The 25,182-nt window shown below is 56.5% G+C and carries 15 protein-coding genes and 1 pseudogene; 11 read left to right on the top strand and 5 right to left on the bottom strand.

Going from position 1 to position 25,182, the window contains the following annotated elements; translation table 11 throughout:
• Positions 1–200: 200 nt before the first annotated feature.
• Both U4Y90_RS02290 and U4Y90_RS02285 read right to left on the bottom strand, forming a co-directional pair.
• Positions 201–1,949, bottom strand: coding sequence for a P-loop NTPase fold protein (locus U4Y90_RS02290; RefSeq protein WP_321791775.1), 1,749 nt, complete (start codon positions 1,947–1,949; stop codon positions 201–203).
• A 564-nt stretch (positions 1,950–2,513) separates the two neighbouring features.
• A complete protein-coding gene (locus U4Y90_RS02285; RefSeq protein ID WP_321791773.1) occupies positions 2,514–3,617 on the bottom strand; it encodes a hypothetical protein in 1,104 nt (367 codons plus the stop codon).
• A 229-nt stretch (positions 3,618–3,846) separates the two neighbouring features.
• Here U4Y90_RS02285 and U4Y90_RS02280 point away from each other — a divergent pair, with 229 nt between their 5' ends.
• From U4Y90_RS02280 to U4Y90_RS02255, 6 genes and pseudogenes are all read left to right on the top strand, one after another.
• The gene (locus U4Y90_RS02280) at positions 3,847–4,644 is read left to right on the top strand and encodes a hypothetical protein (RefSeq protein ID WP_321791771.1); all 798 of its coding nucleotides are present in this window, start codon (positions 3,847–3,849) and stop codon (positions 4,642–4,644) included.
• A gap of 113 nt (positions 4,645–4,757) precedes the next feature.
• Complete coding sequence (locus tag U4Y90_RS02275; protein WP_321791769.1) at positions 4,758–8,861, top strand: hypothetical protein; 4,104 nt, start codon at positions 4,758–4,760, stop codon at positions 8,859–8,861.
• A 255-nt stretch (positions 8,862–9,116) separates the two neighbouring features.
• Positions 9,117–10,142, top strand: a complete 1,026-nt coding sequence (locus U4Y90_RS02270) for an H-NS family nucleoid-associated regulatory protein (RefSeq protein ID WP_321791768.1) — start codon at positions 9,117–9,119, stop codon at positions 10,140–10,142.
• A 174-nt stretch (positions 10,143–10,316) separates the two neighbouring features.
• Positions 10,317–10,424: pseudogene (locus U4Y90_RS02265) on the top strand (Arc family DNA-binding protein); the annotation flags it as partial.
• Between the two features lie 33 nt (positions 10,425–10,457).
• Complete coding sequence (locus tag U4Y90_RS02260) at positions 10,458–10,835, top strand: hypothetical protein (protein ID WP_321792607.1); 378 nt, start codon at positions 10,458–10,460, stop codon at positions 10,833–10,835.
• 195 nt (positions 10,836–11,030) lie between these two features.
• On the top strand, positions 11,031–12,053 hold the full coding sequence (locus U4Y90_RS02255; protein ID WP_321791765.1) for an IS30 family transposase: 1,023 nt from the start codon (positions 11,031–11,033) through the stop codon (positions 12,051–12,053).
• Between the two features lie 268 nt (positions 12,054–12,321).
• On the opposite strand, the gene U4Y90_RS02250 is transcribed toward U4Y90_RS02255, so the two are convergent.
• Positions 12,322–13,314, bottom strand: a complete 993-nt coding sequence (locus tag U4Y90_RS02250) for a tetratricopeptide repeat protein (protein WP_321791763.1) — start codon at positions 13,312–13,314, stop codon at positions 12,322–12,324.
• A complete protein-coding gene (locus U4Y90_RS02245; protein WP_321791761.1) occupies positions 13,311–13,772 on the bottom strand; it encodes a hypothetical protein in 462 nt (153 codons plus the stop codon). Before U4Y90_RS02245 ends, U4Y90_RS02250 begins: the two co-directional genes overlap by 4 nt.
• Positions 13,773–14,848: 1,076 nt before the next feature.
• On the opposite strand from U4Y90_RS02245, the gene U4Y90_RS02240 reads away from it, so the two are divergent.
• Positions 14,849–15,376: a hypothetical protein gene (locus U4Y90_RS02240; RefSeq protein ID WP_321791759.1), complete on the top strand. Its 528-nt coding sequence runs from the start codon at positions 14,849–14,851 to the stop codon at positions 15,374–15,376.
• Positions 15,377–15,688: 312 nt separating this feature from the next.
• On the opposite strand, the gene U4Y90_RS02235 is transcribed toward U4Y90_RS02240, so the two are convergent.
• Entirely contained in the window at positions 15,689–17,437 is a 1,749-nt protein-coding gene (locus U4Y90_RS02235; RefSeq protein ID WP_321791758.1) for a phage integrase family protein, read from the bottom strand.
• A 1,216-nt stretch (positions 17,438–18,653) separates the two neighbouring features.
• Between U4Y90_RS02235 and U4Y90_RS02230 the strand changes: the two genes are divergently transcribed.
• The 4 genes from U4Y90_RS02230 (at position 18,654) to U4Y90_RS02215 (ending at position 25,119) form a co-directional block, all read left to right on the top strand.
• A complete protein-coding gene (locus U4Y90_RS02230) occupies positions 18,654–20,033 on the top strand; it encodes a hypothetical protein (protein WP_321791757.1) in 1,380 nt (459 codons plus the stop codon).
• 203 nt (positions 20,034–20,236) lie between these two features.
• Positions 20,237–21,049, top strand: a complete 813-nt coding sequence (locus U4Y90_RS02225; protein WP_321791755.1) for a TnsA endonuclease C-terminal domain-containing protein — start codon at positions 20,237–20,239, stop codon at positions 21,047–21,049.
• 56 nt (positions 21,050–21,105) lie between these two features.
• Entirely contained in the window at positions 21,106–23,562 is a 2,457-nt protein-coding gene (locus U4Y90_RS02220; protein WP_321791753.1) for an integrase, read from the top strand.
• A gap of 12 nt (positions 23,563–23,574) precedes the next feature.
• The gene (locus U4Y90_RS02215; RefSeq protein ID WP_321791751.1) at positions 23,575–25,119 is read left to right on the top strand and encodes an ATP-binding protein; all 1,545 of its coding nucleotides are present in this window, start codon (positions 23,575–23,577) and stop codon (positions 25,117–25,119) included.
• The last annotated feature ends 63 nt before the right edge of the window (positions 25,120–25,182 follow it).

The raw sequence follows: 25,182 nt of genomic DNA, 5'->3' as shown, positions 1-25,182 counted from the left end.
AATACTGTGGCAACCGCTCATCCTGAAACAAAACTCAGTAAGAGCTCTCAATTGCACCCATAGCCAATACGACATTGCTTGTTGATTTGGACACACGCTCAGGGTCATTTTATTTGGTCATGTCGCCGCCGCTCGGGACCGGGCTCTAAATCTTCGTTTCCACGACGCCGTGTTGACTGTTGCCAGCGGGAGCGGTTCGCCTAGTGGTCATCTCCACCCAACCCCCTGTCATCGTACTTCTCAATAGGGGCTTCTTGTACCCGCTTTCGAATGTCTCGCGCGTACTCCATTGCATACTCCATCACCTCCAACGCGTCGGACTGTGCAAGGTGCGCTCGTATGACAGCTTCGCGCCGAGTATGGGGGTGTTTTCCAAAAACTGTATTCAACGCGATTCCTAGTTTCATTCCACCCGCGCCATACCGTTCATCCGCCCATTTTTTTAGGAAGGCAAGAACGACAGAGAAACTTGGCTTCGAGGATTCTTTGCTCATCAGAAGAGCGACGTACTTCTCCTCTGTGGCTTGGTTTAACGTCGAAATCATCTCCAAATGGTCGAACTGGTTATCCGAGTGGTTCCCTAGAAAAACGGTGATTGCTTCTTGAAGTGAAAAGCGAGGCGACGGCACACGCAGGGTTCGGTCGATGTGGAGCGGTCTCGACATGGCGAAAGCGCCGGCCAGTTGTTGATAGCCAGAGTCGCGGAGTGCAATAACCAAAGCCGCCAGCTTAGATGGGCTCATGCTTTTGGCCTGAGGCAGCAAGGAGTTTGCCTCCGAAAGCACCGTTTCGTGAGTCAGGTTCGGTCTCGTCAGCGTGCGGAGCATAAAACTGTCTGCAGCAGCGTCTGCTTCGGACGTCGCACGGTGCTGGCGCTTGACCATCCAATAATCCTTAAACTCAGCCTGTCGCAAATCGCCGGTCTGCAAGTGGTTGACCACCGCAGACAGAAATTTGTAGTCGACACCATAAAACCATCCCGCCGCCTCGGGCGAGAGCGCCGAGGGGGTGGTTTTCAGTTCGCTCAGCACTTGCTGTAACGTGGGGGCGTCTGGGAGGCCTTCATAGAAAATGTTGGTCGCGACTGATACTGCTCGCATGGTTTCCTTCAGCGGCAGACCCACGGTCTCACCGTGCAACGCTGCATACGCATGGCGGGCAACCGCGATAGCGCGCTTCGCAATTCTGATATTCGAGATGCGTGCGAAGATAATGGCGTCCCGAACTGTTTCTTCGTGTAGAAATGAGAAGTCCGCATCCTTGTAGGCGATTCTAAAAGCCTGACCCGGTTCAGTGGTGAGGCGCATCTCGATGTCGAAAGCTTTTTCACGAAATGAAGAGAGCGCGTTGCGGGAGGCCTCGTCGCCAATCTTCTCTTCGTTGAAGATGGCCAATACTTGGCAGTTCTGGGCGCGAAGGCTTTCAATAAATCCAAGGACCTCCACAACGTCCAGCGATGCCTTTCGCCGCTCGAGGTCGTCTAGCACAATCAGCCGGCCCCTTAGAACGTGGCCGAGATACCCTTCAGCGACACCGCCCGCGACCGTGTGGACGGCCGCCCCTAGTGCTTTGCCGAGCGCGCCGGCCGCGCCCCACATTGTTTCGATGCGCTCTTGGTATTTGTTTGCCTTCTCGATGACCGCTGCCGCTCGCGGAGACTGGTCATTTAGATTCGCAGTGAAAAGCTTCATTCGCACGCTTTCGACGGAGTCGAGACCGAAAAGCGAGCAATAGAGGGGCGATGGTTCCAATTCAGAAGCATCCTCGGTCTTGCTGCTTAATTTCCGGTCACCTCCAGTCGGGTTTTGCGACGTCTCTAGCGCTGCGGACACCTCCGTCCAGAGATGAGTTTTCCCGCTACCCCACGGGCCTGTCAGGGCGATGACCTGATATCGCTTCTTGTCCCGGAGATACTCGAGTAATGCCGTCAGCGCATCGTCGTGAGTCATTTCAGCTCCGTCGCGCGGGGTCGCGAAGCCTCATCGTAGCGCGATTTGGTAGCGTGCTATCGGCCCGGGAGGCGGCGCCCGGGGCCGCTCTGAGACAAGACGACCCGAGCGTCCAAACAGCTCTATGCATTCTTCATAGGAACGGACGTCGCAGCGAATGGGGAAACGCCGGGGGGTCGAAGTGTTCCTGGTACGCCTTGAGAACAGACCTCTCGAAGAAGTTCAGGTCGGAGAACTTTGCCGGGCCAAGGTATGTGACCATCGGGGCACGAGGTCATCCACATCTGACAGCGTACGTCTTCAGCGGAAACGAAGGCAACGGTACGTCAATTTGCTGCGCATCAATATCGGACGTCATCGACGAGATTGCGAACTTGGAGACGCGGTGGATTTAGGTCCGCGGAGGTTCCAAGGGATGCGTCGCTGTCCCCGTCTTGTGGCAATACTGTCTGCGCGGTGGGCCTCGATATTTCTCATGGTCGTAGCCGGTGTTGCTCCGAATGGCCCCAGGCTTCGAAATCGGTCTGCCACGCTAGCTCCTGACGGACCAGATTGCCTCGACGCTCAGAATCCGATGTATTTCGCGACGAGCCGCCAACCATAATGGCCGTATATTGCTACGACTGCCAATGAGACACCTAGCGTGTTTAATGCTTTCTTCTGGGCCAAAATCTCGTGTCTCGGAAAATTATACAGAGCTCTGCTGAGTAGCGGCCACGCACCGCGATGAACAAGCATCAGTGCCGAGATAAGAATCACGACTGCCACTACACTGTTCGCCAGGACTAAACCTTGTAAAATCATTGCGAGCAAACCGAAGAGCGTGTCGTCTGGAGAAATTTGCAACGACTGTCGGATGCGCTCCCAGTTGCAGCCAACGTATAGTAGGCAGAGGCATGGCGTACCGAGTGCTATTCCGGCAATCGCAGAGCGCACGATTTTGATTCGGCCAGCTGAGACGTCGGCCAGGAAATTTCGCATGATTGATATGAGCAGCATTACAATCAAGGCGCCTAATGAAAAACCGATGAAGAGCAAAAAGGGAGCGACAAACACGCTTAATGGTGGAACGGCCTCATAGCCTATCTTTTTCGTTAGCATGCAGCCTACCATCAAAGAAATCATTATCACGCAGAAGGTCCAAATCACTGTTATTTTAGGAACTCGAGCATATCGCTCTGAAATTGCGGGGGCGACGGCGGCGGTCAGCAAAGCAATAAAAACTACCGTGAAAATGGCAAACGCTGACAGGTCGAACCGTGGGTTTGGATATGCCGGGCTGACCGCTGCGGCAGCAAGTGCCAACGTGAGCGAGAAGCTCGCCATTGCGACACAGAGCGCGACGACGAATGCTCTGCGAGTGAAACCCACGGCGCCAAACATTCCCTGCAGGAACCGTTCAGACTGGATTGCGACTACCCGAGCAAAAGCATCCTGTCGCCCGACCATGTCTTTTCGGAGGCTGTCGAACTGAATCCACCATTCTTCAATCTTGCTTTGTAATCGACGCTCCTCGTTCTCGTATACGAACCATGCGAGATAAAACAACAGCAGACTAGCTGCTGCGGATACTCCGCGGATTACTATGGCCGTAAGCGTCATCTGCTCTGCCTTTCGCGCCCAAGGCAGGCGCTCATTCCAACGTTGAGCAATCGTTTCAATAATCAAACCTGTTCGTGGGATTCCATGGTCCTCCACTGGGCCGATACCCCAACAATATGTAAAGAAGGGATTCCGTACAAGGGAAGTGCACTTTCGTAAGCCAGTCAATGTCCCGACACGGCGTGTTTCCCTAGCTCGTAGCAACTCCGCCAATCGCGATGAAAGAACGCAAGCTTGACGTGTGCGCACGATGTGCGCACAATGCAGAGAATGGTTGCGCGATTTGGAGATAGCGATGAGCTGGCAATACGACCCCTTTCAGAGCAATGTAGCAACGCACAGGGAGACTCGAGCGCAGTTTGAAGTCGCAGTTCGAGAGGATGGCCGGCGAAGCTACCGGGTTGAGGGGCCCATTCCTAAGGGCCTACCGTCATCGAAGTTGCGCGAGCTAGAGAACGATTTGCACGAAACTTTGTTGGAAGAGGACCGGCGTAGCGAGCTGCGGGCGCTGCTTTGGGAGCACCTGGGCGGCAGCAATAGCATTGCTGTGAGCGCAATCAATCGGCTTAGCGGGCGCAAACCAATATCGGAGCGCACCGTACAAAGTTGGTTGATAGAGCGAGACCGCGTGAGCAGTCGCGCATGCCCGGGATGGGCGATTACGGCACTTCGGGATTACGTTGCCCAATTGACACCGTCGGAAAAGGAAGCTCTAAAAAACGAAGCGTCGCGGCGACTGTCTATGCCGGCGTCGATGCGAGTGCTCGAAAGTGACGCATTAGAGTTCGCGACAATCGACATAGAGCGAGAGGCTTCGATTGAGCGCAAATGGCAGGGCATCGCGTCTCCCGACTTAGCTCGCGAACTGGCGAAGATGGAGAGTTACCAACTCGGCTTCATCCACGGGCAGAACAAGATGCTCGCTGCCATGGTGGTGAGCTTGCGCAAGGCCACAAACTTCGAAGAGTTTAGACGTGAGTTCATTCAGCTAGATGATGAGCAAAGCTCGATAGAGGGCCAGCGACGGTCTGCTCGACGAGAGATTGAAAGGGGAGAAGAGGAAGACCTCTCCGGGACGAACGCCCACTTCTAAACGTGAACAACCCGTCGAAACGGGGTAGTTTCGAAGTGGAAGCCCTTCGCCCGTCAGGGCGTTAAAGCCGAACTGACTCTTTTTCACCTACATTCGCATCGCATTCGAACAATATGACGGACAAACTCTTCATTGAACGCAGTGCAACCCTCAAGAACCCAGAATCCGGAAGTTCCTCACGTCTTCTTCGAGACTGGGAGCATCTAGACGCCTATGTCTTGCTTGGCGAGCCGGGGTCCGGAAAGACGACTGCATTCAAGGCGGCAGCGGAACGCATGGGCGACGCGGCGTGGTACATCACCGCACGCGACTTTGCGGTCTTGGAGTTGCCCGCGGCGGCGAAAGGGAAGACCCTGTTCATCGATTCGTTGGATGAGCGCCGAACCGACTCGGTTTCGCCTTTTACCGCACTTGATGAGATTCGCCGTTCCCTGCAAAAGGCGGGAAACCCGCGCTTTCGGCTGTCGTGCCGAGAGGCTGACTGGGTTCGTAGTGGGGACGTAGACCTGCAAGCAGTGTCGCCATCCGATACAGTGGAAACGCTTTGGTTGAACCCGCTGAACGACGCGGAGGTCCTTGAGCTACTCGGAAGGCTGTTGTCATCGAAAGCAGGTACCGCCGTTGAGTTCCTCGAGGAGGCAGGGGCTCGAAAGCTATCGCCGCTTCTTGGGAATCCGCTGCTCTTGAAACTGATGGTAGATGTAGTTCAAAAGGACGATTGGCCGGAGAGCCGAAGCGCCACCTATGCGGCCGCGTGTAATCTTTTGGCGAGAGAGCACAACCGCGTCCACCGAATGAGTCGCACCATGCGAGATTCGATGAGTGTCGAGAATCTGTTGGCAGCAGCCGGAAAGCTGGCCGCAGTGATGCTGCTTTCCAATAGCTCGGCGATTCAGATAGGACCGACCGACACACCAACAGACGGAGTGTTTCATATTGACGATTTGCCGTCGGGCTTGAATGTCGATAAGGCCGTTGCTATGGCTGCGCTCGATACCAAGCTCTTCTCTGCCGACGGCGACTTGCGCGTGCCGGTGCATCGAACGGTCGGCGAATATCTCGCAGGCCGTTCAATCGGAGACCTTGTTACGCGGGAGGGCCTGCCTTTGCCGCGAGTCGTCGCCGTGATGAGCATCGCCGGCGCGCAGACTGTGGATGCACTCAGAGGTGTGTACGCCTGGCTGACGCTCTTTTGTGTCGAGGACAGGGAGTTTCTCGCCGTACGTGACCCATTAGGATTGGTGCTCTATGGCGATGTGAAGCCGTTCTCCATCGGGCAGAAGACAAAGCTGCTCATGGCGTTGCAGAGAGTTGCTACCGAAAATCCGTGGTTTCGGAATGAAAACTGGGAGGCACATCCTTTCGGAGCGCTTGCTACCGCAGAAATGGAGTCGACATTCGCACATTTCCTAAAAGACGAGTCTCGGGAGCCTGGTCACGAAGCTCTAGTCGTATGTATTCTCGACGCGATTCGTTATGGCGAGACGTTTCCAGGGCTTGCAGGCACTTTCGAGGAGATGGCTCGAGACGAGACGCGAGCGCAACGAGTTCGACTTGGCGCAGTCGCGGCATGGCTCCGTGACGGAGCGTTCGAACTGGGCGCGGCGCGGCGGTTGCTGCACGACGTTGCGTCGGAAGTAGTGAAAGACTCGAACGACGAGATTCTCGGCGAATTGCTGGACTGCCTTTACCCCGAGCTTTTGTCGGTCCGACAAGTTCTTGCGTTTTGCCGGCCAGCGAAGCGGTCTAACCTAATCGGTCAATTCAGGATGTTCTGGGCGGTTGCCTTCAACCGTCGGCTTCCCGACGCGGATTTGATACCTGCGATTGAAACCCTCGATGAGCTTCTATCAGCACCCACCGCGCGAGACGACGTCGACACGCCCGCGCGTGCATACGACATGACTCGGGAGGTTGCTGCTAAGGTGCTGGTGCGCGCAGTGGATGTTGAAGGCGAGGCGATTTCTGCGCAGCAACTGTGGAAGTGGTTTTCAATGGGACTCGATAAGTACGGCTCGGCTGGACTCGAGTCGTCAGCAATCAAGTTCTTGAGTGACTGGTTAAGCAATCGCCCCGAGATGCAACGACGGCTCGTTACGCAGGGACTCGCGCAAATACCAGAGGACTCGAAGGCCATTCGAGTCAACAATCTCGAGTCCGTTCTGTATGATGCTAAACGTCCTGCGGACTGGTATAGCTGGCTTCTTGTGCAGGCTAGTGCTTCTGACAATGAAGTGTTCGTCGAGAACTGTGTTGACCGGGCATCGTACGCCGCTGTAAACCTGACTGAGCGGTTCGACATCACGTTGGAGGCGCTCGAAGCATGGATAGCGGAGAATGTAGAGCGCTGGCCGCAGGCTGAACAGTGGGCGCAGCGGAACACGGCTTGGCAGCTCGACTCCTGGCAACGACGTGATTCTGAACGTAAGCAGCAGGTCGAGAGCGCCCGCGTGGCAGAGCGCGCGCAAAGACAAAGCAATTTCGGAGAGCGCCTGCGCGGCCTTCTAACCGGGAGCACTGACTACTGGCTGGTGCGGGAAATCGCCTTAGCTTATAACGAGATGTTCTCGAACATCGAAGGAGAAACGCCGCTGCAACGGGTGGCCGACCTGCTCGTTGTGGACATTGGCGTCGCAGAGCAGGCAATCGAGGCGTTGAAGCGGCTCGTTGTCGCTGACGACCTGCCATCCCTAAGCGACATAATTTCAGTCGGCCGGAAGGCAGGGCACTCGTATAACTCGTCTTATCCCGCTTTGCTCGCAGCGAAACTTTGCTATTCCGATGGTGCCGACGTGACGTCGTGGAAGCAGAAGGTCGTCGAAGCCTTGGTCGGCTTCTACATCGTGGATAGCGACGCGCCGCTTCCTGATTGGCTCCGTGCACTAGCCGAACATAGTCCCGGCCAAGTTTCGAACCTGATGCTCGTCTGCTGGAAAGGGCAGCTCAAAGATGGTCGGGCTCCGAACATCGACGCCCTTCGCTTCCTGAGGGATGTAGACGCTCCGAAAGCGTTGGCCGCGAAATTTCTGCCGCGCGTCCTGGCTAGTATTCCAGCCGACCCAGACGAACGTTTGCTCCATTTCTTCAACACGGTTTTGCTTCCGGGGGCCGAGCAGCATTTGCCGGGACACGCCGTATCAACCGCATTGAGCAGCATTCTTTCGACGCCAAAACTGAGCGCTAAATTCAGGTTGGCGGTGCAGATGGGGCTGTTCGTCCAAGACCCTGAAGGCCAGATTGACGACATCGAGACTGAGGCTGTCAGTCAAGCGGACGGACCATATCAGCTAGCAAAAGCAATCGAGCAAAGAGGGCAACCGGTCCACGATGCGCTGGCGGCGCATCCGGATGTTGTTGCTCGCATCATTCGCGTGCTGGCGTCGACAGCGACGGCGTCTACATCAGCCGACGACGAGGACTACAACTCGCCATACGACCATCAAAGTGCTGTGCTGCAACGACTTGCTCACCTTCTTGGTGCATCAATGTTGCCTGCGGCCGGACTGGCGCTGCACGAGCTACGTCAGGACCCTAAAATGGATTCATGGCGGATGTGGCTTGGCGCTTTGTTCTTCCAGCAAGACCGCAACCTCAAAAATCACCAATACGTTCCGCCAACGGCCGTCGAGGTCGCGGACGTACTTGCCAATAACGCGCCTGCGAATTCAAGAGATATGGCTGAGCTGTTGCGCGACCAGCTCGTCCATCTTGCGAGGAAAATCCATTTCGAAGAGACGAATCAGCTGGACCTGTTTTACACCAAAGACAAAGACGGCGTTTTTACTCCGAAAAGCGAGAATGAGTGCCGGGACATCTTGCTCATGCTGCTGCGTCGACCGATGGCCCTGAAATCAGTACAAGTTGAAAAGGAGAGTTTCGCTGCAGCGGAAAGACGCGCTGACATGCAAACAAGCGTCATCGTCCAGAGCCGCCGCCGTATCGTTCCTGTCGAGATAAAGAAGGACAATCATCCCGAACTCTGGTATGCCTGGCGCGACCAGCTCGAACCTCGATACATGCGCAATCCAGATGCCGAAGGAGTAGGCGTGTTCATTATTCTCTGGTTCGGTCACAAGACGAAGCTTGGACCGAACCGAGAAAAGCCAAGAACGGCCGAGCAGATGGCTCAAAAGATGGACGTTCTGATACCCGTTGAATATGTTGGGCACATCGTTGGTCTTGTTATCGACCTCTCGAGGGACCTATCGAGAGCGTAGGGTCGGCGCGATGCTCTGCTATGACAGAGGCATAGGATGGGCATTGGCCAAGCACTTCGCCGAGAGCATCGCATTTAATCTAACGACTATGTCGGTTCAAAAGGTCTCAACGACGTTCGTGCTTTGCACAAAGAAAACGCACCGTAGTTTGCGCAGAGTCACCACTTCCGAGGATGTGCAGAATTTCTCGAGCTCGCGAGACTTTTGACTTCGGAGAGGCGCGCGCCTTGCTCACTGCGCATATGACATAGTGCGTTGATTGCAATCACGAAAGGGGAAAGTCAGTCTACGTATCAGTCGATTCAGGCGAAGATTGCGAAACTTCAAGCTGAAGCGGAGGCAATTACCAAGAAGAAATCGGCGAGCGTCATTGCCGAAATTCACGCTCTGATGGCAGAGCACAGGATAACAACGCATGACCTCGGCTCCGCGTTTGGTGGCAAGAAGCGTGGCAGCAAGATGGCGATGAAGTCAGCTTCGGTCGCGCAAGCGTCGAAGGCGAGATATCGGGACCCAGAGTCGGGAGCGATATGGAGCGGACATGGCCGCGCGCCGGACTGGATTGCGAGCGCAAAGAATCGCGACAAGTTTATTATTGATGGCAGTGAGGCGGGCGTCTCGACTGCCGCAAGAACGTCGCCGAAGACTGTCGGCAACTATGTGCGCGGTCCGCAGCCCGCGTTGTACTGCGACCCGAAGTCCGGGGCGACGTGGAGTGGTCGTGGAAAAGCGCCGGGATGGTTGGCGACAGCGAAAAATCGCGACCGGTTTCTAATTGATGGCAATGTCACGACTGCGACCGCCGTAGATAAAAGTTCGGCGAAGGCTGTTGGCAATTACCCGCGCGGACCTCAACCTGCGAAGTATCGCGACCCTAAGAGCGGCGCAGAGTGGAGCGGTCGCGGCAAGTCGCCGGCGTGGCTTGCTGGTGCCAAAGACAGGACGAAGTTCCTGATTGACGGTGCCGCAGCGAGCGCGACAGAAACGAAGGGAACTCCAGCGAACAAGACCGCTGTGAAGAAGACAACCGCGAAGAAGACAACCGCGAAGAAGGCTGTGGTGACGAAAGCTGCCTCGAAGAGGGCTAGCGGTACCGCGACGACGAAGAAGCCCGCGACAAAAAGCGTGTCCGCGCCGACAAAGAAGGCCTCTGTCAAGAAGGTTGCAAGCAAGCGGCCGACGGCGAAGAAGGCAGCAGCGACCACGACCAACAGCGCCGCGAACGATGTAAGCACGTCTGTTGACGCCGGTGAACTGCAATCTGGCACTTCCGCTGCCTGAGCGATAGCATAAAGAAGGCGCCAGAAGCGGTGGACGAAGCTGCGGCATTGCTCGATGCGCCACGGCGCAAGACGGTTATCCACAGGGTGATTCTTTTTGATTCGGTTCAACATTTTGGTGTGTGCTACAAGAGTTTAAAAGACTCTGCCATCTTTTATTGAGCGACTGAAGAAAGTGAAACAACCCGCTGCGTTCTCCCTTCGAATGCCTACCGAATTGCGCGAAAGGCTCGAGGAGGCCGCGACCCGAACGGGTCGAAGCACGAACAATGAGATTGTGGCAAGGCTCCTTGCGAGCCCCGAGGAGGGGAGCGGGTTGCCCAACTCGGTGACCGATATCATCCGTAGCGCTTCGGCCAACACCGGGAAGCCCTTTGACGAGGTGCTTCTGCGCTACATCGTGCTTGGCATGCAATCCGCGACGATGCGTGAAACGCTGGAGGCACGTCTTCAGGCTGAAGACTTCAAGGGACTCGCGAACCGGAATTTGCTTTCAAGATGCGCGAGTGCATTAACTACATGCGCTACTTATCTGAGCCGTTTGTCGAGGGGAACAAGGGAACCGGACGTGGAGCAGAAGCTTCTCATTGAATTTCATTCATTGCTCAAAGGCTATTACGAATTCGAACGGAAGGCAGTGACTACACAGTTGCCTCGCTCCGGGGAGTCGACTTCATCACACGGTGGCGCTTGATATAGTGTGACGTTGCAAGTGCGCTGTAACGCCGTTAAGCTGTGAGACAACTGGGAGCGACAACATGGCGCGTATCGAAACGAAAACCAAGAGATTACTCGCATGCTAAAAGACAATTAAACATGCCACTACGCAGGTTTTTACTCGGCGGCCTCAAATTTGAAGTGCAACACCTGTTTCATATAAGGTGTTGCGATGCACGAAAGAACTCGGTATCTACAGCTTCAACCCGAAGAGCGCCTGACCATTGCGAGCCTGCATTTGCAGGGTTCGAGTATCCGGGCCATGGCCCGGATACTCGGCCGCTCGCCAGCCACCGTAAGCCGTGAACTGAGGCGAAATGGTTCTCCTGCTGGCTATGCATCCGTACCTGCAGAAGCGCTCAGCGACGCGCGTCGGAGTGCGGGTCGCCGTCCCACAAAGCTCTGCACGCAGAGTGTGTGCTGGCGCATCGTTCTTACCCTGCTCGAGTGGAAATGGTCACCTCAGCAGATATCGGGCACACTCAAGCGCATGTATCCGACCGACCCGACCCAGCACGTGTCCCACGAAACTATCTATACGGCCATCTACGCCCAGCCGCGCGGCGAACTGCGCCGTCAGCTCATCGCCTGCCTGCGCCACGGCCACAGCACGCGCATGCCGCGCACACGGGGTGCGGACCGACGCGGACAGATTCCCGACATGGTCAGTATTCATGTGCGGCCGCCCGAAATCGAAGACCGACTGCTGCCCGGACATTGGGAGGGCGACTTCATCAAGGGCGCCAACAATGCGTCTTCAGTCGGAGTGCTGGTCGAACGGACCAGCCGCCTGGTGCTGCTGGCGAAGATGGAAGATGCCACGGCTGCTTCCGCGCTGGCAGGCTTCTCTACCAAACTCAATTCGATTGCCGAGCCATTACGGCAGAGCTTCACCTACGACCAAGGCAAGGAAATGTCGCGACATGCAGAGCTCACCGCCGCCACCGGTGTGAATGTGTACTTCTGCGACCCGCACAGCCCATGGCAACCCGGCACTTGTGAAAACACCAACGGACTGCTGCGCCAGTATCTGCCCAAAGGCACCGACCTTTCGGTCTACAGTCAGGACGAACTTGACGCCATTGCCGACAGTCTGAACAGCATGCCACGCGCCACTCATGCCTTCCATTCGCCACTCGAGGTCTTCGCCACCACACTCGCTTCCGCAACTCAACCTCGCGGCTCTAAACATTAAACCCGCTGTTGCGCTTCAACCTTGAAACCGCCCTCATCGTTAGCGACTTTCGTGTTCACCGCGAATCGAAGCGACAATATGACGAAGGACTGCCACGCTGTGACTGCCGCGCGCAGCAACGGTGCAGAGAGGCCCGCGGGGATTGAGACACTTCCAACGCCGCACGGACCGCGGCGCAAACTTAAGACTCCGCAGCGTGAAGAGCCGCTAAGCATTTCGAGCAGGGCATCAACCGCAGGAGTAGTGAGGGTGGTGGGAATCAGAATAGTCAACTTGCTGTAACGTCCGGCGGTTTAGTCTCAGTACGGCTCTGATTTTCAGACGGCTCGGGAGCGCGACTCCGTCGGGATTCGTCAAACGCGGCCGAGCCGCGCAGGCGAATCGTCATCGCGTCATCGAAGTCGCGCTGCGACCCATCAAGGTCGCCCATCATCCTGCGTGCAATGCCCCGATGGTACAAAGCGGGCGCATCGTCGGGATGCGAGTGAACGGCGAGCCACCGCTCCTCTTCATTGTTTGGGTCGCTTTGGGTACCACGGGCGCTCTTGCTTTCAGCATTTCGCGCTCGAAGTCCCCTAGCTATTTCAAAATCGCGCTGCGAACCAATGTGGTCGCCCAACTTCTGGCGCAGCGCTCCCCGGCTATTGTGTGTTACTACATAGTCAGGCCGTAGCCAAATGACAATGTCGAAATCGTGGAGCGCACCATTTAGGTCGTGCTTCGTTTGACGGGCAACGCCGCGCTCATTGTATGCAGCGGCGTAGTCGGGCTTAAGGCGAATAGCTTCGTCGTAATCGCACAGTGCGCCTTCGAGGTCGCCTTGGCTGCTGCGCGCAAAGCCACGATAGTAGAAAGTGCGGGCGTCGGGCTCTAAGCGAATGGCCTCGTCGAAGTCATGCAGTGCATTGAGGAGACTACCGTTCGCTGCATGGACCAGCCCACGGTTGCTGTAAGCGGCAGCGTAATCGGGTTTCAGGCGAATAGCTTCGTCGTAGTCGTACAGAGCGCCGTCGAGGTCCCCAATATTGCTGCGCGCGGTGCCTCGTTTGAAGTACGCTTCAGCGTCCGTGGGTTGGGACATGTTCGCAACGGCCAGAGAGACGTCTTCTGAAGCATGCGATTGTCTCGGTCGCCGAAAGATAACGCCTTCATTCAGATACCGGTCCTTAACGCGCAAGAGCCCAAGAGATGCGACAAATCCGAGAGCCGGAAGAATCAGCAATATCGGATTTTCCACCGCATACGTTAGGATTCCATTCATTGCCTCTCCAGTTTGAGAACTACCAACAAGATGGCTAGTACATAAAACAGGAGCGTCTCAGAACCGGATACTCCAACTTTCGGATTAAACTGGAGTTCTGGCCACCATACAGGAAAGGTTCCTTTTATCGAGTGTACGAGAATGACGGCCCAGAGCAGCGTTCCGACGCCAAACCAGATAAACGCCAACACAAGCACCCAGGCATTCCAATTGTAGTCCCAGCGCTTTCGCGCCGCTTCCGCGGACTCTCCCTCGGCGACTTCTGCCGGTCGAGGGCCGATAATGAGGCATGGTAATAGGGCAGCCAGCCCTGCTCCGGCCAGTGCTGGGGGAAAGAACTGTGGGTCGTTGTCACCGGCGGCCCCCCGCAGCGTCGATTCAAATACCCCGACGATAAAGGGGAATATGAAACCGAGTGATAACGAACCGAAATTCCAAACTCTTCGCAGGTCGAGCATGGCCTTTACCTTTGACTTGCGGTCTCATAGGCACGCTGCTAAATCTGGTTCCATCTTCTCACAGCATACGTTCGACCGCACGTGCTTGTACCAGAACAACAGGATTCATGCCTCCTGTGGGTAGTTCTGACTCGTTCGCTAGCGCAGGCTTCATTCGGGAAAATGCTTCCCTTGAGACACACTTGAATGCAGGACGTTCGTGCGTTTCCGTGAGCTAGGATGGGCCGCAGGCAGGTGGACTTGCGCGTCCCGTACGGCAACCGAAGCTAGCCGCTGACAAGGGCGTCACTCAAACAGAATGTTAGTCGGAGCGGCCGACCGTGACAGCGGTGAACTTTCGTGCTGTAAGCAAACAGCTCCGATGTTGATGCTTTTCATTCATCTCACCGGCAACTCGAGCGTTATCGGGAACAGCAACAGCTTCATGCCAGACTGTCGACGAGCGTCATCTAGTCTCGCAGGCCACGTCCAGACGCGGGCCACGCGGCATGTTGGTACTGGCGAAGGGGAAATATCTCTCTGAACGCCATGCTTGCTCCCGCAAGGATTACGGCAAACGCCGCGCTCACTGTCTTTTGGACGAACAGCGAGAGCAATGGTGGAGGGTGGGCTTTGCTGCCTTAACTCACCTAACCGGGCAGCGAGTTCACGGACATTAGGATTCGTCGCGCCGTCCATGCTATCTTCTTGCAGCCCAAAGCCATTTCCGTGGAGAACGACCCGCGAGTGTTGATGTGCCGGGCGACGAAACGTTAGACAATAAGCGTGGCCGACCTTTCAGAGGCAAATGTGGAAATACAAAATGTCAACGAAGCGTATGCAGGCGGGCAGTTCTATTTCACGGTTTTGGGTGCTGACGGCCCAACGCAAATTTCTGCGTACATAAGCGGGCAGTTGATTGGGGAATTCGAGTGCCCCGACCCGCCGTGTCACGAAATGTTGGCGTTGCCCACCTGGGGTTTTGGGGCGTCCCTTGAGGTGAGGGCAGAGGACTCTTCCGGTCAGGTTGCCACGAAAACGTTCAGCATCTCTGGGCCCACCGGAACAGCGGGAGGTTCTTTCACCGCGCAATCGTCGTGACCATCGCCAGCCTTTGGACGCAGATACAAGCCCTGCCAACACCGGTGTTAACGGTCGTTTGCGCTATTGCCGGGGCGGTTGGCGCGATGGTTGCCGCGTTGATTACAGCCTTGGGCGGCAAACTGCTGGTCACTCCATTCCTCAGCGCAAGAGACAAGCAAGATAGAGAAGTCGAATGGAGGAAGCACGCGTCCGAGCTAACGAAGTTGGACTTGGAGCGGAAGTTGAAATCTGGGCGAGATTTCACGGTCACCTCGTTGCGCCCCAGCATCCTTGATTTTCTGGCCAACTACCGTGACCTCCAGGAACTGGGGCAGCGCACGCCGAAAGACTTATATCTCGATATCGTCAAGAATCGATTGAACAGCGCTGTACCGACAAAAGCAGGTCAGGCAGAAGTCAAATTGGACGGCGATTCCAAAGCCAGCAGCGAGAAAATGCAAGCTGCATTCAAAGTGGGTTCTTGGATTGCGATGCTTGCGGTGGCGCTAACTCTTATTGAAAATCGGAGACGAGGAAAGTAGCGGTCTTCTAAGCTGTCAGGTTTGCAGGGAAGTCGAGTGAGTCCAGGTCGAACTTCTGACGCGGCGTGAATAATCCGTTTGGTAACCAATGCGCATACCTTTCGTCCAATTTGTCGATTGAGTTTCTGTATCTTTGACATCGTAATAATCGAAGGTGGGCCGTTGTATAACTTGCTTGTGCTCGCCGCCGATAAAGCTAACAACGGCACGAGCGTCGTTTCAATCGGACCGGCCAGGCGGCCGGAACTGGGTAGCATAGCGCCTCGTCCTGCGAAGCGAACCCACGCAAGCGCGCTTTGTGCTGTCCTGCGCTCAGGAAACACCGAAGGCACTTCGGACCTGTTGAGCGCGTCGGCTATCGTCTGCGTGTAAGTATCTGGATGTCGTTGAAATCGAGGCGTGTCTCAGGTTGTCTCGAACGCACACAAGGTCAACTCCGTCTTCGAGCGCATGAGTTGCGTGACTGTGTCTTAACCAATGCGGACTGACGTGTCGTAGCGTATCGGCGAGTAATGCATCCTCCTCACCGACGAACTCTGCAGCGGTATCAAAAAACCGGCCTATCACTTGTCGAAGTCTGGCCGGCGTGATGCCCGGCGCGCGCTCCGTGGACACCTCCCCAGTCAGCGCGCCGATGAGCTGCACGGAACGCGGCCATCTCGCTCGGACAACCGGTAAGCCGCGCTCTACGAGGTGTGTTTCGAGCGCGCGCATGGCAAGTGGTGGCAGCGCGACTTTGGCCTTCTTCTGCCCTTTGCCCACCAGATGTAGCCAGACGTCGCCATTCTCGTCCTCTCGAACGTCTCCCAGCTTCGACTCGACGAGTTCGTGCGCACGCAGTCCCGTGGCAAAGGCAAAATCGAGGATGAATCGCATCCGTTGCGCGGCGGCGGCGCTCCAGCCATGAACGAGGTCGAGTTGCCCGGCAACAGTTCGCGCCATCGCCCACTGCGACTGCCTGAGGCAGCGGTCGGCGTCGAAATGTGCACTTCGTCCCACGCCTCGTACTTTGAGGCCGGCAAAGGGATTGGCCAGCACGTAACGCTGCTCGACCAGCCAGCGGAACAGCGCGCGTAATACCGTCAACGCATATGCAATGGATTCGGACGACAGGCCATGCACGAAGGGGCGCCATTCGACGGACTCACGCGGCCGTGCAGGTCCGACCCAGCGCTCGCGTGGCGTCGGGTGACGCAGGAAGGTTCGGTACGCCAGCGCGTCGTCGGTGGTCAGCGACGAGAGCGGCCGCTGACGCTCAACGATGGCCCACAGCAGCAGTCGCTCCGCCTCTTTTCGGTAGGCACGCGCGGTCTCCGGTGCCTCGTGCAATTCAAGCCAGGCGTGCACCGCCTCATAGTCCGTTTCCGCGTTGAGCAGGCAACTTCTGACCGGTGCGCGCAATCGACCGTGCGAGCCATCGAGCGATTCCGGAACGCTCAGCGCTTCCCAAGGCACCACCGTATGGCTCGTCGGTTGACACACCAGCGCTCGCGCCTGTGCCGTCAGGGCTGGGTGCGCCCCAAAGAAAGCTTCCACTTCGCGTGCGCCCACGCGTCCAAGCCCGGCGATGGTGTGCCACCAGAGACGGCGGCGCGGCACTCGCACCGTCAAATCGGCGAGAGTACGGATGCCGGCCGCCTGGAGCGCTCGCACTATGCGAGGTGACAGCCATTGCTCCATGTCATCGGTCACCTGCGGCTCTGGCGCGGCCGCATGGCGTAGCACGTCCAGCCCTCGGACCACAGCGGCGGCGCGGGAGGTTCGGTCCGCGGCAGGGTGCTCGAAAAGCTGTGCCAACTCCGGCTGCTGGCGCGACCGTGCGAAGGCGATGAGTCGCCGGCGAATCCGGCCGAGCAGGGCGCGGGAGGACTGACCGTCCGCCCGGACATGACCCAGGTAGCGATGGACGGCGGCACGCGCGGTGAGCCCCTCGTACCAGGCGCGCAGAGCCGCGAGCTCATCGAGGTCGGGAAAGGCTGGGGAGAGTGCTCGGGCAGGCGAGGCGTCGGGACGGGATGGGGCGCGGCGCGTGCGCCCAGCGGCGGGCGGCGACGGTTTCATGCTTCCAGTTTAGGTCGCTGCCGCTGCTCTATCGATAAGATAAATTATCGCAATAGCACCGCCCACACATCGACCTTGGATACCTCGCGTACTTCCTTAATCCCGCCAGACGGCGCGTCAAGCGGCGCCGCACTCATGGTGGGGGCGGTTTCAGTCGCAACGCGATTCGTCCCGGCCTCGATACGAAAGCACCGCCGATTTGGGTTACGCGAATTCAATGACGCCAGTTCGCGGAGCACGAACGGTTTCCTTATGTCGATGGTATTCGTTACCGGAGAGGCTTGCTAAAAGTTTATGGGGCCGTATTTCTTAAATACAGTCAAAAAGAAGGTCAAGGAAGCTTTGCGGACCCGTCGCAAACTTTTTCTATTTAGGGCTAGATGGCCTTTGTTGATTTGCAGTGCTAATTCACCAATTTTATAATGTCAAGATACCCCTACCGGTAGTCGGGTCAGACTGACATGTAGAAAAGGAGAAAACTACTTGATTAGCCGCCAGTGACTGTAGGCAACGACTAGAAATCGTCCGAATGGGGAGAGGTAGCGGGCCATAAGTGAGAGCAATCAGCGAATATCGTCCCACCGAGTAGGGACCGTTGCAGCGCTCCGGTTGCGCTCTGGGTGATTGAACCTTTTTATCCCGTTCTAAAACTTTAGTAAAAAGAACTCTAAATTTTAGCCGTTCATTTTAGCTGTTTAGGAAGGCCGTCTGCCTCGGTACCGTACCGAGTTTGGACGGGATACGTGTCCCCATAAACGCCTCTGTCGCTCAAAATTTTAGAAATTCGGCGATAACCTTTGCGTGAGAAAGTCGGACTCCCTTCGGCGTCACACAAGACAGGGAGCTCCCGAAATCTGGAGAGACGTCTACGTCTTGTGCAAGCGGGTTCGGCACAAAATTAGTCCAGAAGAGCCACGACTTTTGGGTTAGCCCGTTCCTTTCGCCCGAAAGAAGATTCTTCCTCCGGGTGCTATTGCAAGCAGATTACGAACTATGGTGTTCTGAATGAACGCCTCGCAAATTCACTATTGGGAACGAAATCCGGCTGACATAGACGAAGATTCGCGGCGAACGCCGCTTGAAATGAAAACGGGCAACCAGTTAGCAGCTGGCTGCCCGTTCATCCTGGCATAGCGGCCAGGAGATAGCATCTACTCACAGAGCTAGTCTCCGCGGTTCGCGTGTTGTTGTCAAGCGCTTCTAAAGGAGGCAGGCCATGTTTTTGTCTAATGAAACGCAGGTGGTCCTGAAGGCCGATGTTCCGACAGACCTCGGACGCGTCGCTGAAGGTCCGCAAGTGCGCGCGGATTCGGTGCATTCCTACCACGTCACGTCGAAGCGAGGGGCAGGTCGGACGCTTGTCTACACGGGTTGGGACGTCGTGTACGCAGACCAGAGTGCCCAAACTCGATTCACCGGACACGCCCGGTCGCTCGAATTCTGCGGTGAGTCCGAGCCTCTCGACGATTCCGTTGTCGAGTTCTACGAGGAATTGCCGCGGGTTTTGGTGGCACCCTTGCGCACGAGCAAAGGGGCCGGCCGCGGCTCTGAACCCCCAAAAGTGTGGCTGATAAACGGGCCTGAATCGCACGAGCGGCTTGCTCTGTTGCGACGGCGTGTCGTGCCGGCAGAAGCGGCTCACTCGGCGCCTGCTATTGGGACCAAGGGATTTCTCCTCCGAGCGACCGCAAAAAGGGACTTGGCGGAACAGCTTAAGCTCATCAGGAAACGGCCGGGATTCACGAACGCTTGGAACATCGTGGTAGGAATCGACCGCGCCGACCGGCACGGCGGCGTTCATCTGGCAGTCGCGTGGGAGATTCTGCTACATGCTCATGCGGGAGCGCGCGTGATTTGTGCAGTTGATTATCGCTCCGCGGCGGCTCGCGAACTGCGTGATGCACTGCGCTGCGTCGGATTCGAAGTCGTCTCAGAAGATGTCCAGGGTCGTCAACCCCGTAGGCGTGCGAGCGCCGTGCTTACCGGGAACAAAGAGGCGCTTCCCCAAATCCCATTGCGCAAAGCAAAGGAAAAAAAGCGGCGCGACATTATTGATGTCGAGTGCAACCCGAGCGACCGTGCTCGAGTTGCTCAAATGTCGAGCGGTATCAAGGCGAAATTGCACGCGCAAGGGTATTCGAGTGCCTCTGGGCAGAACCGGTTCCCAAATGACTTAGCGTCCGTTTCCCCCAAGAACTCGAGTGTCACCGGAAGCTGTTCTGGAGCCGAGACGTCTGTCCGAGTTCGGGGAGGGCAAAAGGGACCGCCCGCGTTGAAGAAGTTTGAGGTCGAATCGACGAGCGACCGCACCGCAATTCGCGTCGGTGTCGGGTCGGGCGGAAACAACCGTCATGGTCAGCAGTTGAGCATCGAGGACGATGAGGTTTCGACTCTGCTCCGGCCTGAAAGGTCAAACTCGTTCGACCAGCGGCGCTCCAGGCGGGAACCTGTTGACCACGAATCGGTGCTGGCTATGGGCGAGCCGACAGACGACGTCATCACAGACCAGGACCTCGTTGAACGCGCACGCTGCTCTGCAGCGTATCGCAACGCCTTCGCCATACAGCGTTTGATGATGGAGAAGCGGGCACGCTAGAGCTGCCGCGAAAAGGGCGAAGGCGCAGGCGATGGAAACAGCGTATCGCGGCATCGTCTCGGATTGACATACCTTTTACGAGTCGACGAACTCGTGCTGCCTTCGCCGGAGTAAACGTAGGAAAGTTGTAGAGGCCGAAAGGCCCTATAGGCAGCGTGGAGCAGAAGTTATTTCTTAAAAAGCTGTAGATTAGGAGTGCAGATATGACATCCAGAACCTTGGAAATGAGGAGGCTGACCATTGCGCGCAAGCTGCGCGAGGTCGAGGCAGGCAATCAGGAGGGTCGCCACACTCGCTGGATAAGCACTCGCGACATGCCGGGCTCCGGTATTAAGACCCGCCTGACAAGCATGAAGACACATCTGAGGGAAGTACATCTGAACTCGAGTGCCGAACACGCGGCTTTCCTGGAGCTCTGGTGGGACCAAAGCGTCTTAACAGTGTTTGAGCAGGTCATGATTCCCACGCAAGAATCAAGGCCAGCTGCGCTGGAAGTCAGCGTTGACCACCCGACATACACGGTTGGTGGTGACCCTGTGATTCTCAGCACAGACCTGGTCGCAGTCATTGAGCGAGACGGAAAAGTGTCGAAAACGGCGCACTCGGTCAAGAGCGCCAAGGCTTATCGTCGACGCGGACCATCGCCGCGGCAAAAAATCGAGCAGCGGTATTGGGAGCGCCAAGGTCACAAATTCAAAATTGTCATTGCAAACGGCATGCATGCATCGCGCTCCAAAAATTTAGCGTGGCTTTTACGCTGCGAGAACGACATGGCGGACCGCACCTTGACAGAAGAAGAGGGAGCGGCTCAGCGGGAACTTGTTCGGCGGCTCAGGAAGCGTCTCGATGTAGTCGTATTAGAGGCATGCCGCAAGGTGGATAAGGCTCTTAGCTTGCCGCCAGGCTCTGGCGCACGGGCATTTCGTCAGTTGGCTACGACGCGGAAGATTCGATTCGACCTCGATGCTATCGACCCAATCAGGCTGTCGGTGGAGGAAATTGCGGTGAAGATTTGATGCATCACTTTATTTCAGTTTCCTAAGTAGTGCGTACGCGTACGTAGGAGGAAACCATGTTGATGAAGGCGACATGCCCATCGTCAATTGCGGTGGGGGATATTTTGCGTCATCGGAGACCGCGAGCCAGGGATGACGAAGCGGTCGAGGAACAAGACCGGGTCTACATTGTCCTCAAGACTGGGCGTGGCTCGGGCTGGACGCACCTAATAGATATTGAGCTGGGCGTACCGGAGAGATATCACAAAGCGGTTCCGTTCAAGCTGAGGACCGGGGAAGTTTTGCAACGCCTGTCGCACAACGTTGAAGATGAGCTGGCGCTGGAGTTCGTGCCAAACTTCGTCCCAAGCGTTGCCGAAAGTCGCCGACCGGCAGGGCACGAGCCCCATCGCCGTTCTCAGCAAAGCATCAACGCGGTGGAAAACCCGACGCTCAACCGAGGTTGGATGCTCATCGAACAGTTGCTGACGTTCGATATCCCGTACCTGAACGAGTCCGAGAAGCCTCAGGCCTCGACAAGTGGCGACCAGTTCGAGGAGTTGCTGCACAAAGAAACTCGTGCGAAGCGCATTCAACGATTCCTTGAAACACATAAGTATAGTGAGTCGACGGTATATAGAACTCTGCGCCGTTGGTTACAGCGAGGTCTGACGCCCGCCGCGGCGGGCGACGACTATCACCGCAGCGGGGGGAAAGGAAAGCACAAGAACTTCTCAAAGCATACAGGGCGAAAGCCGCGAGGAAGAAGCTTGCGAGGGAGCCCCGTCGATGATGAGATTCGGCGATTGCTCCAGTTGGCGGCAGATTGGGTTTTCACTCCCGAGTTCCGCAAAGGGAAGCGCGCAAAAAAATCGATGCCGCAGGCCGTACGTTGGCTGAAGGTCAAGCTTGCGAAGCGGCGGGTCTACGATGAACGGGGTCTTCTGACCCAGATTGAATTCGACCCGGCGCGCACTATCACGACCCGTCAGTTGCAGTATTACATTGCGCAAACCTACTCGTATAGAGACCGTCGTGTTCGACAAGTTGGGATTAAGCAGTACCTGTTACACGAGCGACCGCTTACAGGGAGGCTATCAGACACCCGAGGCCCGGGAGAGCGTTATCACATCGATGCCAGCGTAATCGACATCTACCCGGTAGCCCGGCATATGAGGACTGTGGCGCTGCCTCGGTTGACGGTCTACTTCGTAGTAGACGACTGGTCCCGAATGATAGTGGGGCTGTACATCGCGTTTGAGCCGCCTTGCTGGAATGGCGCGATGGCCGCGTTGGTGAATGCGGTCAGCCCCAAGGTCGATTTTTGTAGGAAGCTCGGTATAGCCATCACGGAGGAGGATTGGCCATGCTCTCGTCTTCCAGAAACGTTGTATGCGGACCAAGGCGAAGTCTCTAGTGTGCACAAAGCGACGCCCTTGACCGTCCACTACCGTGTCGAGATTTCTAACGCTCCTGCCTATCGACCAGACCTGCGGTCCGTCATGGAAACGCGATTTAAGAGCGTTCCGCAAAGTTGGATGCCTTTTGTCCCGGGGGCGGTTGAGAAAGTCGCGTTCGAGCGCGGCGAACGGCACCCAGCATTGGACGCCGCACTTGATATCAATGAAATCCGGGAGATTGTTGTCAGAGCTGTGCTTGATTATGACACGCGCTCGGTCACCGGCTACCCGACACCGCCTGAGATGGTTGAACGAGGTCTTGCACCGACACCCCTGAATCTCTGGGTCTACGGAACAGAAACGAATGGATTTGGCCGCAGTGTGAACGTAGCTGAGTTCCGTGCACGCGTTATGACACCGGGGAAAGCCACCATCGTCGCGAACGGCATCAACTTTGGCGGAGTCATTTACGACAATCCTCTTTCCCTGGTCGAAAGGCAGAGCATGAAGCGCGCAGAGGGGAAGGACACTGAGCTCACTATTGACTTTGATGGTGTGGATAACACAGAGATTCGAATCCTCGGACTCGGGGAACCCGTGCCCTGTGGCCTGGCCGAAAGCGTCCCTGCGTGGCTACACGGGCTGTCCCATTACGAGGTGCAAAAGTACAAAGAGCTCAACAGCACTAACGTCAACAACTCATATGCTGACCAAGAAGAGAGTCGAGCGATGGCTGAGCACAACATCCAAAAGCTCGCATCGGATGGTGCGAGAGAGACTAGGCGCGAACTCAACGAAAAGGGCATGGCTCATGTGGATATCACCCGGCTAGGTGAGCCGCGAGACGATGAGAGCATGAGGGACGATGCATTGGCGGCGAGAGAAGAGCTCGCTCGCGGGAATGCTATCAACGAGGCGAAAAGCCCGAGCTCGCAGCCACAAAATGCGACCAAAAGTAACCGTAAGCGGCGAAGCCCAAGCAAGAAGCTGGAGCAGTTTTTGGCAAACCAGCGAGCGAGGCAAGTGGAGGATAGCGGGGACATCTTTGAAGATGAGGAGGAGCCGAGCAAGAAGTTTATGTCGATTTCGGATGAAGCAGAGGCGCGAGCGCGCGACCTTTTCGCAAGCTTATAAATGGAGGTTCTTATGGCAAAGTCATCACATCGCCGCACGGACCACGCCGAGGACAGGGATGTTTTCCGATGTGTCCACGCTGTTGATGCCATCTATCATCAGGAGGGGTTGCTGCCCGAGCATGCAAGCAATCACTTGGTATCCTGTCTTGGTCCTTACTGGACAGATAAAGATATTGCGAAGAAGGTGGGCGTGTCGATTGGGTTTGACGAATCCGAGCGCGAGCGGTCGAAAGAGTATCGCATGCATGCCGTGGCGAGACTGGGTGAACTCGTCGTGTCGCTGCCTGCACATCTGGACGTGGTACACACCATCCATCGCATTATCCGTGAGCACTACGCTCACGAATCCATACTCGACAACGGATTGGATGCGGTTCGGGACCGTTATCGCCTGAACTCATCGTCCGGACAGCTTCAGGCAGTCTACGAGCATCGACGCAGTCACGCTTACTGCGCCGCGTTTTTCGGATACTCGGGGGCAGGAAAGACGACGGCGGTTGAGTCGGCGCTTCGTCTCTTGCCATGGGTAGTCAGGCATCCGCAGTACGGAGTGATGCAGGTGGTGCGAATCAAGATTGACTGTCCGCGCTCAGCCAGCCTCAAAGACACTCTCAAGCTTCTGCTTGAAACCTATGACGACCTGTTGGACACACATTACGTGGAGGAACTCAGTTCCCGTGCCACGCTTGCGGATTACGCTAACAAGGTGCACCGTGTTGCCCGGAGGCACCACACAGGCGTGATTGTCCTCGACGAGATTCAGAACGCGCTCAATGCGGCAGCCGGTGCCGACCCGTTGTTTGATTTCTTTGTGAACCTCACCAACCTCGTGGGGGTTCCGATTGTCGTTTGCGGAACGCCGCGAGCGGAGCGTTTATTCCGGACGACGCTTCGCCTTGCTCGGCGCGTCAGCAGCCAGGGAGTTACCGTGTGGCGCGGCATCCATGATGCGACTGATTGGAATCGCCTTTGCGATGAGCTTTCCAAATACCAGTGGCTCACTAACTCGAAGCCGCTAAGCGCAGCTGAACGGAAATACCTCTGGAGCCTAACTCAGGGCCTCCCCGGTGTTGCGATTCCTCTCTATCAGCTCTCGCAGTACGCAGCTATCGCCTCTGGTCGTGAGAGGCTTTCCTGTCGCCTTTTCAAGAGCGTTTTCGACGAAAAGATGCGGTCTCTGAAGCCGATTCTGCGCGCAATCCGCTCTGGCAGGAAGGTTGACATGATGCGTTACGACGACATCCTCGGAGACACACTCAAGGAGGTCGTTGCCGACATGAAGGCAGAGGCCCAGCACAACTTGTTCTATGACGCGTTGAGCCGTCACGACCGCATCGAGGTCTCCATAGACGCGGTTTCATCGTTGATTGTCGCTGGTATCCCGCGTGAAATCGCCGAAAAGATGGTCGATTTGGTCCAGAAGGAGTTTCCGAGTGCTACCCGGGCCGAACTGTGCCACGAAGTGAGCCTGCGGTACTACTCGACCAGAGAATCGTTGCTGAAGACCAAGGACGCCCGGAAGGACAAGGAGGCAGAAGTGGAAACGATTGCGTGATGGCCGAGTAACCGAAGGGGATGGCCATGAGGTCCGTCCCCGTCTCTTCGATGAGGTGTTCGT

It is taken from the genome of Caballeronia sp. J97 (assembly GCF_905220305.1).
GTDB lineage: Bacteria > Pseudomonadota > Gammaproteobacteria > Burkholderiales > Burkholderiaceae > Caballeronia.
The sequence above is the reverse complement of the archived record's forward strand: the minus strand, read 5'-3'. Positions and strand labels throughout refer to the sequence as shown.